This window comes from Wolbachia endosymbiont of Drosophila willistoni (genome assembly GCF_040084705.1).
Taxonomy (GTDB): Bacteria; Pseudomonadota; Alphaproteobacteria; order Rickettsiales; family Anaplasmataceae; genus Wolbachia; species Wolbachia pipientis.
This window is the reverse complement of record NZ_CP157591.1, coordinates 1107498-1124593: the sequence shown is the minus strand read 5'-3', so window position 1 is coordinate 1124593 and position 17096 is coordinate 1107498. Positions and strand designations below refer to the sequence as shown.

Sequence of the window (17096 nt, the reverse complement as noted above, 5' to 3'; positions counted from 1 at the left end):
TGTTAAAATGGTATTTCATCGTCGAGTAGTTCATCTTTTATATCGTTGTCAAAACTTTCGTGTTTATCTTTTTGTTCTGTTTCACCTTGTTTGTATTCACTTGGCTTGTAATCAGAATTTGGCGCACTATTTCGTGAATCCAAGAGAGTAAGAGCGCTATTAAAATTATATAGAACCACCTCTGTTGTGTATCTTTCACCACCGTTTTGGTCAGTCCATTTTCTAGTTCTCAAAGAACCTTCAACATAAACTTTACTGCCTTTACGTGCAAAATCTTTGACGATTTTTACTAATCCTTCACTAAAAATTACGATATTATGCCACTCTGTCTTTTCAGAGCGCATACCGGAAAGTTTGTCAGTCCAACTTTCAGACGTGGCTATTGAAAAACTTGCCATTTCTTTTCCATTTTGTGTAGTCCTAATTTCAGGATCTTTTCCTAAATTACCAACTAGTATGACTTTGTTTATGGTACCACCAGACATAATTATGCTCTAAATAAATCCTTTTATTATCTTATGTGAAAATACTATTGTCAAATTTAATTAAAAGTGCGCTTGGAGGGATTCGAACCCACGGCCTTTGCCTCCGGAGGGCAACGCTCTATCCAACTGAGCTACAAGCGCATATATATTTAAGTTATTTAATAGATAAGCCATCCAAGTCAAATTTTTGTTTTGGATAAAGCGTAAACATAATACTCCCATATCCAAAATATACATTTTGAGAATCATTCGCATGCTTTTTTATTGCTTTTTGATCTACGGTCCATACAAAAGTTACATAATTTTCAGTGACTGAGTGCACTTTTAAATCCTTAGTATTTATAAACAGTTTTCCATTTACCCATATTTTCCATGTATCGGGAGAAAGATATAAAATTGAGTCTAAACTCACTACCTTACCGTTGAAATTATCTGATACCTCCTCTTTTGCAGCTCTTGAAGATCGTAAATTGAACTTTTCCATTTCATTGACCATTCTATTAACTGGCTCTTCATCAAAAAAAATGCTTTTTACGTTACTATATTGTGACAAAACGTCAAAGTCACTTTCCACTGCTTCTCTTATTATATCGTCCCGATCTGTATAGCTTAGTTTTTGATTGTTGATAAAGAAACACTCTTTTGCACGCAAATTTGCTATATCAATAAAATCGTCGATTTCTTGATTGCCAACTTTAAGAATACTTTCAAAATATCTTTTTTCTATCATCATTCCATACTGAGAATGATGACAAACCATTTCATCATTACCTTGTTTTTCTATATATACGCATAAATTTCCACTATTTAATCCTAATATTTTATGCTCAATAAAATCTTCATTGCCAATATATTGTCGGCAAGAATACTCCTTACAAATTTCTATGCTTTCTATGATATCTTCACAACTGCAATATGCATTAACATTGGAAATGAGTAGCGTAAAAATAAAAAACAGCTTTATGTTCATCACCTTATCTACTTAATATAGTATACCAATCAAAGACTATATTAGCTCTCACTATCTCTATCATATTACCATTCAAAATCTGATTCATAGTTGCAGCATCAATATTTCTCTGCTTATTTAAAATAAGAGATTTGATCATAACATAACCTGGCAGATTTGGAATAGACTGTAGAAATAAAAAAATATGCTTATCGCTGATTGAGCTTAAATTTAGGATCACTTCACTTTTTATTACTTTTGTGCGTTCACTTTTGTTGTGGAGCTCAACTTCTTCGGGTATAGAAATTGATATTTCAGGTTCTAATATATAGTACTTTTTATATAACTTGCTAAGCTCGAAATTTAAATTTGCAATGTATCTGCTACTATGTAAATTTGAAGAGGAAATTTTTTTCCATAAATCTAGGTTTTTATTTAGAACAACTTCCTTTTTTTGAATTCCAGTAATCTGTAAATTAATAGAACGTATTTTATCAATCGCAATTTGGTTTTTATTATAAATCTTTTCGTTATAGATAACAACATATGTTAATAACCCTATTAATCCAACAGATAATAACAAATACGATATAAACTGAATTGTAGCTTTTCTTTTTAATTGAGAGATAGTCATTAATCTACATTGCCTCTCCTATTTCAACATCAATAGATAGATTTTGCTCTTTAGCAGCAGGTAAGCTAGAAATATTAATGTCATAGGTACGAAAATTATCGTTTAAATTTTTTCGTAGTTTCTCGTATTGATGAGAAATATTTTTACCGGATTGAAAATTAAACTTTAAAGTTGTGGTAATATAACTTTTTGCCTCATTATAATTCCATTCAAATGATCGAAGCTCTATACCTGGTATTTTTAACTTTTCTACATACTTAACTTGTGTAAGAGGAGAGTATTCTATTTTTGATAAAATATTATTGATATTAATAAAATCATAAATTTCATCTATTTTTTTTACATTATAGCTTTGGCTAAGTTTTGTTAATTGGTTATTTAAGGTGTTCTGCTTTGCTGATAAATTATCAGCGACATTGAAATTTGAATACAAATTTAGCAAACAAAGGGTGTTTGTTATAACTAAAACCAGGGCGAAGTATAGAAAAATTCGAGGAGAGTTTAAATAAAGGTAATTGAATAGATAAAATTCTTTAGTTTCCTTTGTATTAAAAATAGCTGCTAATTTATTCTTAAAGCTATGAAACAAAATTATGGTATCGCAAAAGTTATCTTTTTCACTTATAGCTAGTTCTGCTCCTAATAGTTTGCCTAACTCATATGGAGTTAATATGTTCACACTGTTCTCTGAAAAATTTATGACTGATAAACTAGCTTTGATATCTTCTGACACTATGATACAAAGGTCGATAGGGTTATTTTTTTCAAACCCAAACTTAGTTAAGGATCGAATAGTATCTTGCACTTCCTGATATATTCCACCAGCGATAATTCCTGGTAAATTATCATTAGTAAATGATGTTAAGCGCGTAAATACCATTTTATTCTCTTTAAGAACCACTTGTCTATAGCCTCCCGTTTTAGTTGCAGCAACTATAATTTTCCAATTATTAGGATCTTTATGTAGAATCTTTTTTGTTATATTACTTATTTCTATAGGAAACATTAATATTCCCTTAAAGTTGGAGCCTATCTCAATAAACACATTCAACCAATATTCTACTAAATGCTTTGCTTTTGATGAAACAAGAAGATAGCACCAGTTTTGATTGAATTTGTTTGGCTTCTCAACCAAAAAAACTGAACTTATGTCATTATTACGAGAAAAATGCTCCATCTTTGTTTTTGCTGATAGATAGGCACTAATCTTGTTTGCCCTTGTAATAAACTGTAGCGAGTAATTTTGATCTGCATGATTAAGCACCAGGTATAAAGGTGCTTTTTTATCTGACGAAAGACATGAAATTAAATCGGAAACTGCTTTATCGTTTTTGCCCTTAACAAAATACCTTTTATTTAAAGTATTATTTTTAAAATATAGTAACATTATGCCTTCTTCTCCAATAGAAAGCATAAACTTACTTTTGGATTTTGAACTAAACATATTAACAAAGCATATACTTATCTAGAATTAAAAAGGCAATTTATTGAAATTCATTAAACGTTAGAGGGAAATATTGTTATAAATTTTCGCAGCAACATTATTTATATTATAATTTTTTTATAAAATTACCACTAATATTAAGTTATTTAGATAACAAATTAAGAAAATTCATTAAGACGAATTTGTTGTTTTTCAAATTGTAGGTAAACCTAAGCCACTTTAGCTATATCTGCCGATTGACTTTAATTAATAAGAGTTATTAATCTATTTGCTATTCTTGTAATATTATTTCTAATGGTAAAGAAATATATATTTTTCTGGAACAGTTGTTATTTCAGATACAGAATTTATTGTAAGTAAACTAACCATTTGCTGAAGAGCGCTCATCTTCTGTGGTACTTGATGATGGAGCAACTAATTTGCTCAAAATCTCATCTTTTGGTCCCATAGCGTAAATGATACCATCTGACATGAGGATCACCTTATCAACTACGGACAATAACGGTAGCTTGTGAGTGATGATAACAGTAGTAGTATTTTGTTTTCTTGCAATGCCAATTGCATTAATTAAGCATGCCTCTCCATTGCTATCTAAGTTAGCGTTTGGTTCATCAAGTACTAAAAGTTTTGTGTGACCATAAAAAGCTCTGGCAAGTCCAAGAAGCTGTTTTTGGCCGCCAGAGAGCGTTACTCCTCCAGGACCTCCTATTGTTGTATCATATCCATTTGGTAAGCTTAGTATTAGTTCATGTATTCCTGCAATTTTTGCTGCTTTGATTATTTCTTCAGGATTTGGATCTGGCCTCATGCGAGCAATATTAGCTTTGACACTAGTGTTAAATAACTCAATATCCTGAGGTAAGTAGCCAACATAATTACCAAAATTTTCTCGATTCCAAGTATATACATCAGCGCCATCTAGTCTGACTACACCAGATATTGGCTTCCATACACCAACAGTTAATTTTGCGATAGTGGATTTACCAGAAGCACTTGCACCAATAACACCAACTACATCTCCAGGATCTATAATGAATGATATTCCTTTTACTGTCGGCTTATTGCTTCCATAAGGAGTAAAAAATACTCTATCAAATTCCAATTTTCCTTCAGGTTCTGGTAGAGCCATCGTTTGCTCTCTTTTTGGCGATGTTAATATAAGTCTTTGTAGCCTTCCATATGACATTCTAGCCTGATTTAAAAACTTCCAAGTATGAACCGCAGCGTCAAATGGTGCTAATACTCTACCCATTAAAATTGAAGCAGCGATGATGCTACCGGCAGTCTTATGAGCTGTGATTGCAAGTAATGCACCTGTTCCAATTACTGATATTTGCAGAGTTGAGCGCAAAAATTTAGTGATTCCAGTAATTACATTAGAGCGATTTTGTGCTTTAATTTGCATTGCTCGGTTCTGATCATTTCGTTTACACCAATCAGAGACTATGAATTCTGACATGCCCATAGCTTCAACCACTTCTGCATTTCTTGTTGCAACATCTATAGCATTGATATTCCGTATAGTTTCTTCGTTGGTTTCTTGTAATATTCGTTTAGTGGCAAGTTCATTCCATATTGCCATAGAGACTAATATAATAATTCCAGTAATAGCTATAAACCCCGTGGAGGTATGTATCATGAAAATCACAACAAGGTAAATTAACGACCATGGAGTATCAAACAGTGAGAATATACCATTTCCTGTAATGAAATTTTTTATCACTCCGAGATCTCGTATTGCTTCACCACTTGAAGTTGAGCTCTGCACTGACGTTAGCCTGATTGACCTTACTATCAGATCTGGTGTTGCAGTTTTATCGATCCAATCACCTATTTTTGCCATGGCTAAATATCGACAAGTTTCAAGCATTGCAGAACATGCAAATGCAGATAAAGTGATAATTGTCAGCATAGTTAGTGTTGATACACTTTCGCTCGATATCACCCGATCAAGCACTTGAGAGATATAAAGTGGTAGGAATAACATTAATAAATTGATTCCCGCACTAAACCAAAAGATAAACCAAAATGCACTTTTGCATTTTTCTAGGCAAACATATAGAGTACTTTGCTTCAATTCTTTTTTTATTGATGGCGTAATTTCCACAATCTTCCTCTTAATTTGATTACATGCACCATATACAATTTTTATTACAAAAATATTAATAACGGTAGTTAGCTTACTTTAAGTGAGTAAAATATTAATATATGTGAATAGGAAATATAAACAATGGTAAAAAGAAGTATAGTTAATATTTCCTTCATTGCCTATAGCGAAGCTACGTCATACCGCGATTCATTCCATAGCTGTACGAACATTCATTTTTGAAGGTAAACTGCACAGCAAATGGTGTCATGAAAGTAGCTGACACTGGGATGGCTTTGTTGCATCGCTACTTATGAAAGGCTAACTATAATTAGGATTATAAGCAACTTATTGAAAATCTTGTTTTTTTGCAATCAATCTGATCAAATTTAAGAATAGTAATTTGTTATTTATATTAATAAATTTAATTCTATTGAAAATAGCTAAAGCATTGAAATTCTTGAATTTTAGCCAGATTAGTGAGTGGTAGTGAAATTTCTTTTACTCAAATTTAGGTATTCACTGACCGTTCTTGTTATAAATACCAGAATAATAAGCTACTGATATTCTCCACCTTTTTTATCTTTAATCCATCATAGCTAGCGATGCAACAAAGCCCACCGATTCATTCTACTGCAACGCAGAAAATTCGTACAATTGTGCATAATGTGGGGCTTCTGGCTACATTTTTCTATTGAACTCACCTTTTCTCTATGTGACAGATTTCGTATTAAATTTTAAATTTAATGCGCCTAGATATACAAGCATTCCTAGCAAAACCATAGGTATAGAAAGCAACTGCCCCATAGTTAAATCAAGCCACAAATAGCCAATTTGATAGTCTGGTTCGCGAAAAAACTCAACGAAAAAACGTGCTATTCCATACCACATAACTGCAATACCAGTTAACGCACCGTGATACAGTCTTATTCTAGTTAAGAAAAACAGTGAATTTGCAACTGCAAAAAGTAGCAGTCCTTCAAAAAGTGCCTCATAAAGCTGGCTTGGATGATGCAGCAAATTATCACCACTCTCTGGAAATACCATACCCCATGGCATAGTTGTAACTCTGCCAAATAACTCTCCGTTTATAAAATTGCCTATGCGACCTAAAAATAAACCTATGGGAACTCCGCAAGAAACTAGGTCCAGTGCATAAAATGTAGGGATATTATGTCTTTTACACGAAATTATTACTGCAAGCAAAACTCCTATAGCACCACCATGAAATGACATCCCTCCTTCCCAGGTCTTCAATATCTCAATAGGGTTGCTTATATAAAGAACTGGATCATATATCAATACGTAGCCAAGTCTACCTCCAAGGATAATACCTACAATAGTGGCTGTTAATAACGAATCGTAAAAATTCTTAGTAAATATTTTTTGGTCATCTAGCTTATGTAAATACCAATATGCAAACACTATACCCAAAACGTAGGCTAAGGAATACCAATATATAGAAACAGGACCGATGCTGAAAATTACTGGATTTAAAGACATATTTTGCTATAAATTATTCTTAGACAATCTACTTTTTTCACGATCCCACTCTCTCTGTTTTATGGTTGCTCTCTTATCGTAGAGTTTTTTTCCTTTTACAATGGCAATTTTAGTTTTTGCAAATCCTTTATCGTTAAAATAGACCGAAAGCGGCACAACAGTTATCCCAGCAGTCTTGATTTGACCAATTAGTTTATTTATCTCCTTTTTATGCAAGAGTAATTTACGTTCCCTTTTTGGTTTATGATTTTTTCGGTTCGCAGCTTTATATTCTGCAATATGCATATTGTGCAGCCATACTTCGCTATTCTTTTCAACAACGTAGGCGTCGGAAATATTTACTTTTCTTTCTCTTAGCGATTTAACTTCACTGCTTAATAAGACCATACCCGCTTCAAATTCTTCTAAGATGAAATATTCAAACCTTGCTTTCCTATTTTCTGCAATAACTTCCATATCTAAAGATATCTTTAAGCTTCAATATATTACAGAGTTTTTGACTTAATTCATAATAAAACAGTTATCCCAATAAATATAAGGTGCCAGGCTAGTCTGATAGCAACAGGATAACAAAAATCAAGTAAGTGCTTTTTCTGTCTCTCTAGGCACAGGTTCCTTTACTTCTTTCATTTCAGGTTTAGGCTTTGACATTATATATTGACCAGCACCAACTATGAGCGCAGATCCTGCAGCTAGTCCAATTATTGCTGGTACAGATAGGGCAGTAGCAAATGCAAGTGCAACACCAACTATCACTGCAGTTACAAAACACACAATAACACCTTTTACAATTGCATTTTTTGCAGATTGTTCTTTATTCTTTCACAATTGCATTTTTTCCAATTTGTTTTTCTTCCTTTTTCTCTGGAAGCTGCATTACATCTTTATTTTCAGTAAGATCCTTTGGCGTTTTTTTATTCTCATTTTTTAACGTTTGCTTTTTTTCCGCTTCCTCTAAAAGCTGAATTATACCTTGATCTTTAGTGAGGTCTCTTGGCGTTTTTCCATCAACATCTTTTAATGAAGGGTCTGCTCCAGCTTCTAGCAGAACTTTTACTATACCTTCGTGGCCATTTTTAGCAGCAAGATGTAAAGGAGTACGTCTATCACCATTTTTTGCCTTAACCTTTGCTCCTTTTGCGATTAGAGTTTTTACTACATCTTCGTGGCCCTTTGCAGCAGCAAGATGTAAAGGAGTCTTGTCCTCAATACCTTCTGCATTAACATCTGCTTTCTCAACTAGAATTTTTACTACTTCTATGTGGTTCTTTTCAGCAGCAATATGTAAAGGAGTATATCTTTTATTATTTTGTGCATTAACCTTTGCTCCTTTTGCGATTAGAATGTCTACTACATCTTTATGGCCCCCTCTGGCTGCAAGATGTAAAGGAGTCTCGTCCACAATACCTTCTGCATTAACATTTGCTCCTTTTGCAATGAGAGTTTTTACTACATCTTCGCAGCCCTCTCTGGCAGCAAGATGTAAAGGAGTACATCCATCATCATCTTTTGCATTAACGTTTACTCCTTTATTTAATAGGTTTTTCACCTCCTCCTCATTATTATGTTTAACAGCTGAAAGCAAAGCTTTGATGTTCTCTTGTGCCTTTAATAGAGCTCCTTTTACCACTTCATGGCCTTTTTGAGAAGCAAATGTTAAAGGAGTCCATTTATAATGATCTTTCGCATTAACATCTGCTCCTTTTTCAATTAGAGTTTCTACTATATCTTCGCGGCCATTTGCAGCAGCAAGATGTAAAGGAGTCCACCCATCACTATTTTTTGCATCAACGTTGATTCCTTCTGCTTTTGATAGAACTTGTACTATCTCTTTGTGGCCATTTGTAATAGCAAGATGTAAAGGAGCCCATCCTTTATCATTTTCTGCATTAACATTTGCTCCTTTTCCAATTAGAGTGTTTACTACATTTTCGTGGTTCTTTTCAACAGCAAAATGTAAAGAAGTCCATCCATCACCATTTTTTGCATCAACAATTGCTCCTTTTCCAGTTAGAATGGTTACTACATCTTCGTGGCCATAGTGAGCAGCAATATGTAAAGGAGTAATTTTATTATCATGTTCTGCATTAATATCTGCCCCGTTTTCAATCAGAGCTTTTGCTACATTTGCACAGTTCCAATAAGAAGCAAGATGTAACAATTTGACTTCCTTAGAATTTTGACCACGAGATATAGTAAATATGTAATTTATGCCAGATCCACTATCGTTGTCAGGTTTACTCTTTTCCCACTCTTGACATAGATCTGGATCTTCTTCTTGTAACTTAGCTTTTATTTTTTCAACTATATTGTCCTTGCTCAAATCTGAAAGGTCATTTATTTTTTTTAATATTTCCATAAATTTGTCATATTTCATAACTTCCTCACTTAAAATACATAACTTAGTTGTTATATCTTTTAACATAGAAGTCAAGAACCTAAATATTCGTTATTATCTTTCCTTAAAGAGTCATTTAAGTTATATTACAGACTATGAAAAACCTCAACTTTAGGAAGGAAATCAAGTTTTTTTCTCTGTCATTTATAATTTTATTTGTTCTATGGACTGTATTGTCTGGTTATTTTGAGCCGTTTTTTATTTTTTGTGGAGTGTTTTCCTCTATATTCACATCGTTTATCTTTAGAAGGTTGATAAACGCTGAAAGAGCTCTTAGCCAGATTTTAAATAGTACGAGTAGACTGTCGTTTTATAAGTTAGTAAGTTATATACCATGGTTAATGTACCAAATCATTTTATCAAGTGTTTATGTAACAAAAAAGGTGCTACAACTCAAATCTAAGCTTGAGCCAATCATTATTCTAAGAAAATGCAAAGGGCATAATGATGAAAACATTGCGTTATTTGCCAATTCAGTCACAATCACTCCCGGAACTTTAACTATCAATGTTGAAAGTAAGCAGAAAACATATTTCTCTACCATGTATTTGATAGATAAAGATCTTGAAAGCGGCATTTCTGAAATAGAAAATAAAATCTTAAAAATACTACGTTCAGTTAAGTAATTGCTTTAAATAAGTTAACAGCATCCTTATATTCCCTTACAAGACTTTCAAGCATTTCTTTTGGAAGGCTATTGTTAACAATAGAACATAAATAATTATACAAATCTTCTAACCTTAATACGTTATTTCTCTTCTTGCTGTTGAATTTATACGGAAAAATACCTTCCATAACTTCAATAGTAGTAGCCTTGTTTAAAAATACATTTTCACTTGTCACGCTTATTCTTGCTAAAACAGTGTTAATTTCAGGTTCGTCACTCGTATAAAAATCTGATAGCTGAGTTATTCTAATAACGTACAAAGTTACTATTTTTGACAAGCAATTATCAGCATATTCACAATTTTTTATTACCTCCCACTGAGTAACCTGAGATTTACCTATTTTTGCATTGTTCGGTAATTTACTCATTGAACTTTCTCCATTTAATCCAGTGTAATAAATTATACTAATACTTTGTTAAATAAATAATAACGCGATTACAAAAATATATACTTATAGTAGTATATTATACAAAAATAGCACAATATCTAAGCATTAAAGCTAGTTTTAGCTGGGTACATGGGGCTATTCGTTATTTTGTGTTGTCCAGTGAGGTCCAAAATTAGAGGTCCACTTATATAAAGAGTTTAGTCTGCCTTCTTTGCTATAAAATAAGTTTTCCTTTTGAGCTGTTTTGTTAGTATTAACTAAATTCTAAACTAACTGTGCTATAATGAAAAAGATAAAACTCGGAATACTAATTTCAGGTAGGGGGTCGAATATGCAGGCCTTAATAGAAGCATGTCAAGATCAGAATTTTTCCGCAGAAGTTGCATGTGTTATCACAAATAATAGCGAAGCTGCTGGTCTGAAAATAGCAGAGCAAGCAGGAATCTCAGCGTTTATTGTTAAAGATAAACCGCTTGATGCTGGTAAAATTCACGAAATACTTGTTCAACATAAGGTTGATTTAATTTGCCTTGCAGGGTTTATGAGAATTCTCAAAGCTGATTTTCTGAGTAAATGGCATAACAAGGTGATAAATATTCATCCCTCTTTACTTCCGTCTTTTAAAGGCCTAAACGCTCAAGAGCAAGCTCTAAAAGCAGGTGTAAAAATTACAGGTTGTACTGTACATTATGTCACTCCTGAAGTTGATGCTGGAGCCATAATTGCTCAAGTTGTTGTACCAGTGTTACCAGCTGATGATATTCAAAGCCTCTCAGAACGCATTCTAGCTGAGGAGCATAAGTGTTATGTAGAAGCAGTAAGGTCAATAGCAGAAGATATATGACTGTAATAATTATTGACCTTGAGCGTTTTTTCCAACTTCAACAAAAAATAAATTTTCAGGTTCCAGTAAAGAACTTGCCAGTTCGTTTACTTCCTCTAATTTAACATCATTAATGATATTCGCATAATTATTTATACGGTTAACATCACGATCATTTATCTGCATATTATCTAGCAGCGTTGCTGTATTTGTGTTATTGGACAGGAAAAGGACAAGATTATTTACCAAGCCAATTTTTGCATCCTTGAACAATTGTTCGTCAATTCCTTGCTTTTTTATTCTGCTAAATGTATCTTTTACTGCTGATATAGCTTTGCTAGCAGTAGAACTATCAGTACTTATAAATCCAGATATAATATTTCCATGTTTATTGGAAATAATACTTGCATAAACACCATAAGTAATACCCAAGTTTTGCCTCAGTTCTGTCATTAATATTGAATTCAGCCTCATGCCACCAAGTGCATCAATTAAGACACCAGCGTTATAATAATTAGGATCTTCATAAGCTATACCTTTTTGAGCAAAAAGTATCACACTCTGTGGTATATCCATAAAAATATTCTTACTTTCTGCAGAACCAAAATTATTTTTTACAGGTATTTTTCTAACTTTTGATCTTTTTGACGGCAATTTAGATAAATATTTATCTAATAGCGTAATAATTTCTTCTTTTTTTGTACAACCAGCAACACTGATAACTATGTTATCTTTAGCAAAATTACGCTTTATGTATGTTAAAACATCGTCTCTAGTAATGCTCATTATAGTATCAAGAGTACCGTACACACTTTTTGAGTAAGGATGTTTTTTAAACAATAACGTATCTAATTCTTTTCCAGCAACAAAATAAGGATTTTTTTCAAGATTATTAAAATCAACTTTGGCTTTCTCGAAAACTCTATTCAACCCTTCAGGGTCAACTTTAGGACGCATTATAGTATCGCTCAGTAATGAAATTGCTTCCTCTAGATTGTCAGACAAAGTATTTAATGAAACCCTAAATGCTTCTAAATCAGCAATAAAATTTAAACTAATCCCTTTATCTTCAAGCTTTTTCGCAAAATCTTTGGCATCATTTTTTCCTGCCCCTTCTTGGATTACAAGAGAAGTAAACCAAGCAAGCCCCTGTTTTTCCTTATTCTCATACACATAACCTGCATCCTTGAACGATATATTTAGTGAAACTTTTGGCAAATCATGATTTTCTACAAATAAAAACTTAAATCCTTTACGGGTAGTGACCTCCTCTATATTTAGGTTACCACTTGCTTGTAAATTAAAGCCTAGACAGAAAAAAAATAGAAATATAATTTTACTTATTCTCATTATTATCTCCTTTTGGTAATAAACGACCAATTAACTTATTAGCAGAAAAAATAGCACGGATTTTATTATTTACATCCTCTAGATTGACATCATTAATCTTGCTATATGAAATATCTATTTCATCAAGTGGAATACCAAGTGCAAGGTGTGGCACATAGAACATCGCTATATGAGTTAAGTCAGATAGATTATCAAACTGTGCTGCCTTATACCTATATTTTGAGCTTTGTAATTCCTCGCTCGTCACCCCTTTAGATACGAAGCCATTAATAGCATTATCTAACTCTCTTTCAACAATATCTAAATTAGCGCCACTTTTTGGAATTATCATAATATCAATGTAGCCATCACTAAAAGCTAGGCTATTATAATAAGCAAACACTGATACTGCCACATCTTTATCTAAAACCAAATCTTTATACAGTTTGCTGGATTTGCCGCCACCTAAAATGTCAACCGCTAAATGAGCAGCAGAGGCTTCATTTATGTGATCAAATAAGGGAACACGATAACGAAAATATAAAACTGATTCTTTTACTTCAGTGCTCTCTAAGGTCACCGATAGACCTGCATTATGCACTGGATCCTGATTTGGGTAATTTCTCATTACAGGCTTAGCTTTAATTTCGCCATATTTTTCTTCTGCTAATTTCACTACTTCATCAAGTTCCACATCACCCACAATCAGTAATATTGCATTGCCGGAGTGATAATAGTTATCATGAAACCTCGTTATGTCATCCAAATTGTAAGTTTTGATATCGCTCTCCCAGCCGATAACAGACCTACCATAGCCAGTACGGTAAAATGCACTATCCATTTCTTCCCATAACAAGTTATGAGGTTGGTTATCAAATCTCATCTTTCTTTCTTCTAATACGATGTTTTTTTCTCTATCTATTTTGTCTTGAGTAACATTAAAGCTGCCCATTCTATCTGCTTCAACTTCCATTGCAAGTGGTAAATCTTTTTTGGGGATTAACTCAAAATAACAGGTATATTCTTTAGTGGTAAATGCGTTAAATTGAGCCCCAATGCTACTCATAGTGGCTTCTATATCTGTGAACTTCCCTGTAGTTTCAAACATTAAATGTTCAAAGTAGTGAGCCAATCCTGCTTTGCCGATTGGATCATCCATTCCCCCAACTTTGTATATTACTGCATGTAAAACGGCTGGAATCCGATGATTAGAAACAACATAAACATCTAGTCCGTTACTGAGTTTAGTATATTTTATGTTGTGCTCTATGTTTAAAGCATTCGAAGAAATTGGGTAAGTAAAAAAAAGTACAGGTAGTATAAGAAAACTAAAAAACTTATGAAGCATTATTTCGACCTAATATAAAAACAATTATTTTATTCCTCATTTTGTTTAGAAATAAGCATATCGTATATATACCACTTATATAACAATGTAAACATTCCACAAACTATAGATAAATCTGCTAAATTAAAGGCTGGCCAATACCAATCATCAATATGAAAATATATGAAATCATATACAGCTCCCCAATAGATCCTATCAACTACGTTTCCGATTGCTCCACCAATCATCAGAGAAAAACCAAGGTAAGTTGACTGATCGTCAGACTTGTATATCAAATATGCAAGTATACCAATTATTAGTATTGAAAATGCTGAAAAAAAGAAACCGCCATGTGGTAAAGCGCTACACATTCCAAAACTAATACCTGAATTCCAAACTTCAACTAGTTTTATAAAACTAGCGATCTCAATTGATTCTCCTTCATCAATCAATGAGTTTATGTACAATTTGCTCGTTTGGTCAATCAATACTATAATTAATATAACAACTAAGCATAACTTTTTCATAAATTTGCCTTTAACCTATAAACTTTAAGTATATCATAATTTATCTGTTTTGTTAACTCCTCAATACTATGGAATTTTTTTTCTGACCTTATGAATTTTAAAAGTTGTATATTGACTTTATGACTATATACGTCTTCATCAAAATCGAATATGTGCATTTCTATTATAGGCTTTTTCAGATCCTTAAAAGTAGGTCTCATACCAATATTGACTACTCCATATAACCAATTTGGATTACTATCAGGAAAAGTCACTCTAGCGTAATATGTGCCAAACTTAGGTTTTATCATGCAATCTTCTATAGGAATATTTATGGTTGGAAATCCTATTTCTCTACCTCTACATGCACCTTTTGTCACAACACCAGAAACTTGATAAGGCCTGCCGAGCAATTTATTAGCAATTTCTATTTCGCCCCTTTGTACATACTCCCTTATTGAAGAAGAAGAGCAAATTTTGCCGTCAATTGTTAATGGCTCTAATTTAGTCAAAGAGTATCCATATATTTCAGAATATTTCTCTAGAGTTAATATATTACCCAATCGTTTATGACCAAAAGTGCAATTTTCTCCGACAATTATGTGTTTAGCGCCATATTTATCTATTAAAATCTCACTGATAAAGTCATCGCAGCTAACCTCAGAAAAACCTCTATTAAAATTAATAATATATAAGTAATCTATACCATAGCTGCTGATTAGTTCCTTTTTTTGTTCTTGGTCTATTAACCTAAAATTGTTTCTACCAAATAAAACAGTTGATGGGTGAGGCTCAAAAGTTAAAACTGCAGAGGGTAATCCTCTTTCTTGTGCTACCTTCTTTAGAGTAGAAATTGCAAACTCGTGTCCTAAATGAATGCCATCGAAATTTCCGAAGGTTAGTGCTATATTATTTTCTATTCCTTGCTCACAATTATAAATAATTTTCATACAATTTGATGTTTTTACATGTTTCTTATATATAATAACTATATTTTAGTAAGCTACGGAGATAAATTGTGAAAAATGTTGTGATATATGTAAAGAAGGGCTGTCCATACTGCATAAGGGCAAAGGATTTACTAGATAAAAAAGGTGTGAAGTATGAAGAAATTGATGTGCTCAAAAACTCAGATCTATTTAACGACATAAAATCAAAGTATAACGTTAGAACAGTTCCACAGATTTTTATCAACGATAAGCACATTGGGGGGTGTGACAAATTGATGGATCTTGAAAAAGAAGGAAAGTTGGATGATATGCTAAATAATAATGACAATCACACTGATGTCACAACCTACACAAACAGCAATGATGAATGTGGAGAGTGTGTTATACCACATGATGATTTTATGTAACTTTTTATCTTGTTTTGTCGTGTAATACGTAAATGAAAACTAGTATGCTCACTTTAAACAATTCTTAATGAATTAAAAATACAATTCATTCAGTGAGTTTTTTTAGTGGGAAAAAATGACAAAAAATATTTCAATTATTAGCAGAAACTTAATTAGTATCGAATTAGTTAACAAACAAGATTTAGAGAATTTCATCAAGATTTTCACAGTGCTTGATAAACATATAGCAGCTAAAACACTTTTTACAGAAGAAGTGAGAATAGAGTATAAACAACACAACGGCATAGAAGTTGTTGAATTGCTAAAAGATACAGACTTTACATATCATGAGGTTGAAAATGTATTGAACCACCTGAGTAAACATGGAATGAAGGTGCCCAGCAGTGTTATAGCACACACCCTTTTTGCTGCATACAATCATGCACTTGAATTTAAGGATGTAGCATTTTCCTTTTCTGAAGGCTCTCCACAATTTAACATCAGAGTGAGTAAGAACACCTTCATAATAACTCCTATGAGTGAAGAGAATTTGGAATTGAATTCACAAAATAGCAGAACGCTTATAGAGTCACTAAAGAGCGAAAAAAGTATTTATGATTGTATAGTAGAAGAAAATACCATTAAAGTTATAGTGCATTCTGAAATGCATCAAGCTATAAATTTGATTATAAAATCACTGATAAAGTCTCGCCTTTTAGCAAAAGAGGAAGAAGGAAAATTCAAAGAGAAATTGAGACAACTTGCTTTTAAGGATCAAGCTTTTGTTGAGTATTCTAGCATCAGAACCATCAATAGGTATCCACATAATCATCCTCTGAGGAAGCATGAAAGTGTTACTAAGGATATAGAAAATATTTTATGTGATTTCATAACAAATGAGAACAGCGAGTTTGCTATAGAGCGACTAAATAGGCTGAGCTCAGCAGTTTCTCCGGATACTCCAAGAATCATCACTAAAACTATAGATAAACTTGTTAAGTTTCACTAAGGTATACGAGAGCCAATAGACTTCTTATATTACCTTCTGTCATCCAAGTAGCTTGGCTACTTGGTTCTTTTTTTGGGTTCCAGCTATGTACATAGCTGTATGAACATTGTAGCCGTTATTCAAGTAGCCCGCAGAAGCGAAAAACTTACTTGACAAACTCCGCCAACTCCCTTATCATAAAACTGAAGCTATTTATTTATCTTCTCTGTAC

Annotated in this window: 18 protein-coding genes and 1 tRNA gene; 4 read left to right on the top strand and 15 right to left on the bottom strand. The window is 32.8% G+C overall.

Annotated elements, in window-relative coordinates:
* Positions 1-2: 2 nt before the first annotated feature.
* The 10 genes from ssb to ABL518_RS05755 form a co-directional block, all read right to left on the bottom strand.
* On the bottom strand, positions 3-485 hold the full coding sequence (ssb, locus tag ABL518_RS05800; RefSeq protein WP_010082448.1) for a single-stranded DNA-binding protein: 483 nt from the start codon (positions 483-485) through the stop codon (positions 3-5).
* A 67-nt stretch (positions 486-552) separates the two neighbouring features.
* Positions 553-626: transfer RNA gene (locus tag ABL518_RS05795), tRNA-Arg, on the bottom strand.
* Between the two features lie 13 nt (positions 627-639).
* The gene (locus ABL518_RS05790; RefSeq protein ID WP_010082449.1) at positions 640-1455 is read right to left on the bottom strand and encodes a hypothetical protein; all 816 of its coding nucleotides are present in this window, start codon (positions 1453-1455) and stop codon (positions 640-642) included.
* Between the two features lie 4 nt (positions 1456-1459).
* Positions 1460-2068 carry a hypothetical protein gene (locus ABL518_RS05785; protein WP_010082450.1) on the bottom strand — a complete coding sequence of 203 codons (609 nt, stop codon included), beginning with the start codon at positions 2066-2068 and terminating at the stop codon, positions 1460-1462.
* A 4-nt stretch (positions 2069-2072) separates the two neighbouring features.
* Positions 2073-3512 (bottom strand): hypothetical protein, encoded by a 1440-nt coding sequence (locus ABL518_RS05780; RefSeq protein ID WP_015589193.1) that lies wholly within the window; start codon positions 3510-3512, stop codon positions 2073-2075.
* Between the two features lie 361 nt (positions 3513-3873).
* Positions 3874-5619, bottom strand: coding sequence for a type I secretion system permease/ATPase (locus ABL518_RS05775; RefSeq protein ID WP_095742748.1), 1746 nt, complete (start codon positions 5617-5619; stop codon positions 3874-3876).
* Between the two features lie 690 nt (positions 5620-6309).
* Positions 6310-7101 carry a prolipoprotein diacylglyceryl transferase gene (gene lgt / locus ABL518_RS05770; RefSeq protein ID WP_010962823.1) on the bottom strand — a complete coding sequence of 264 codons (792 nt, stop codon included), beginning with the start codon at positions 7099-7101 and terminating at the stop codon, positions 6310-6312.
* Positions 7102-7107: 6 nt separating this feature from the next.
* Positions 7108-7557 carry an SsrA-binding protein SmpB gene (smpB, locus tag ABL518_RS05765; RefSeq protein ID WP_007548863.1) on the bottom strand — a complete coding sequence of 150 codons (450 nt, stop codon included), beginning with the start codon at positions 7555-7557 and terminating at the stop codon, positions 7108-7110.
* A gap of 120 nt (positions 7558-7677) precedes the next feature.
* Positions 7678-7875: a hypothetical protein gene (locus tag ABL518_RS05760; protein WP_010082486.1), complete on the bottom strand. Its 198-nt coding sequence runs from the start codon at positions 7873-7875 to the stop codon at positions 7678-7680.
* A gap of 40 nt (positions 7876-7915) precedes the next feature.
* Positions 7916-9526, bottom strand: a complete 1611-nt coding sequence (locus ABL518_RS05755) for an ankyrin repeat domain-containing protein (RefSeq protein WP_010082487.1) — start codon at positions 9524-9526, stop codon at positions 7916-7918.
* A 68-nt stretch (positions 9527-9594) separates the two neighbouring features.
* On the opposite strand from ABL518_RS05755, the gene ABL518_RS05750 reads away from it, so the two are divergent.
* Complete coding sequence (locus tag ABL518_RS05750) at positions 9595-10125, top strand: Na+/H+ antiporter subunit E (RefSeq protein ID WP_095742747.1); 531 nt, start codon at positions 9595-9597, stop codon at positions 10123-10125.
* On the opposite strand, the gene ABL518_RS05745 is transcribed toward ABL518_RS05750, so the two are convergent.
* The gene (locus ABL518_RS05745) at positions 10118-10534 is read right to left on the bottom strand and encodes a hypothetical protein (protein ID WP_010082489.1); all 417 of its coding nucleotides are present in this window, start codon (positions 10532-10534) and stop codon (positions 10118-10120) included. The two genes, ABL518_RS05750 and ABL518_RS05745, sit on opposite strands and share 8 nt — an antisense overlap.
* Before the next feature lie 304 nt (positions 10535-10838).
* Here ABL518_RS05745 and purN point away from each other — a divergent pair, with 304 nt between their 5' ends.
* Positions 10839-11399, top strand: coding sequence for a phosphoribosylglycinamide formyltransferase (gene purN / locus ABL518_RS05740; protein WP_010082490.1), 561 nt, complete (start codon positions 10839-10841; stop codon positions 11397-11399).
* A 9-nt stretch (positions 11400-11408) separates the two neighbouring features.
* On the opposite strand, the gene ABL518_RS05735 is transcribed toward purN, so the two are convergent.
* The 4 genes from ABL518_RS05735 to ribF are packed head-to-tail and all read right to left on the bottom strand — an operon-like array spanning position 11409 to position 15490.
* Positions 11409-12728 (bottom strand): M16 family metallopeptidase, encoded by a 1320-nt coding sequence (locus ABL518_RS05735; RefSeq protein WP_010082491.1) that lies wholly within the window; start codon positions 12726-12728, stop codon positions 11409-11411.
* Positions 12715-14055, bottom strand: a complete 1341-nt coding sequence (locus tag ABL518_RS05730) for a M16 family metallopeptidase (protein ID WP_010082492.1) — start codon at positions 14053-14055, stop codon at positions 12715-12717. The genes ABL518_RS05735 and ABL518_RS05730 overlap by 14 nt, the downstream gene beginning before the upstream one ends.
* Positions 14056-14084: 29 nt before the next feature.
* Positions 14085-14561, bottom strand: coding sequence for a signal peptidase II (lspA, locus tag ABL518_RS05725; protein ID WP_006279329.1), 477 nt, complete (start codon positions 14559-14561; stop codon positions 14085-14087).
* Positions 14558-15490 carry a riboflavin biosynthesis protein RibF gene (gene ribF / locus ABL518_RS05720; protein ID WP_010082493.1) on the bottom strand — a complete coding sequence of 311 codons (933 nt, stop codon included), beginning with the start codon at positions 15488-15490 and terminating at the stop codon, positions 14558-14560. Before ribF ends, lspA begins: the two co-directional genes overlap by 4 nt.
* Before the next feature lie 68 nt (positions 15491-15558).
* Here ribF and grxC point away from each other — a divergent pair, with 68 nt between their 5' ends.
* Both grxC and ABL518_RS05710 read left to right on the top strand, forming a co-directional pair.
* The gene (gene grxC, locus ABL518_RS05715; RefSeq protein WP_007550037.1) at positions 15559-15897 is read left to right on the top strand and encodes a glutaredoxin 3; all 339 of its coding nucleotides are present in this window, start codon (positions 15559-15561) and stop codon (positions 15895-15897) included.
* Between the two features lie 115 nt (positions 15898-16012).
* Positions 16013-16885 (top strand): hypothetical protein, encoded by an 873-nt coding sequence (locus ABL518_RS05710; RefSeq protein ID WP_070356897.1) that lies wholly within the window; start codon positions 16013-16015, stop codon positions 16883-16885.
* Positions 16886-17096 lie beyond the last annotated feature (211 nt).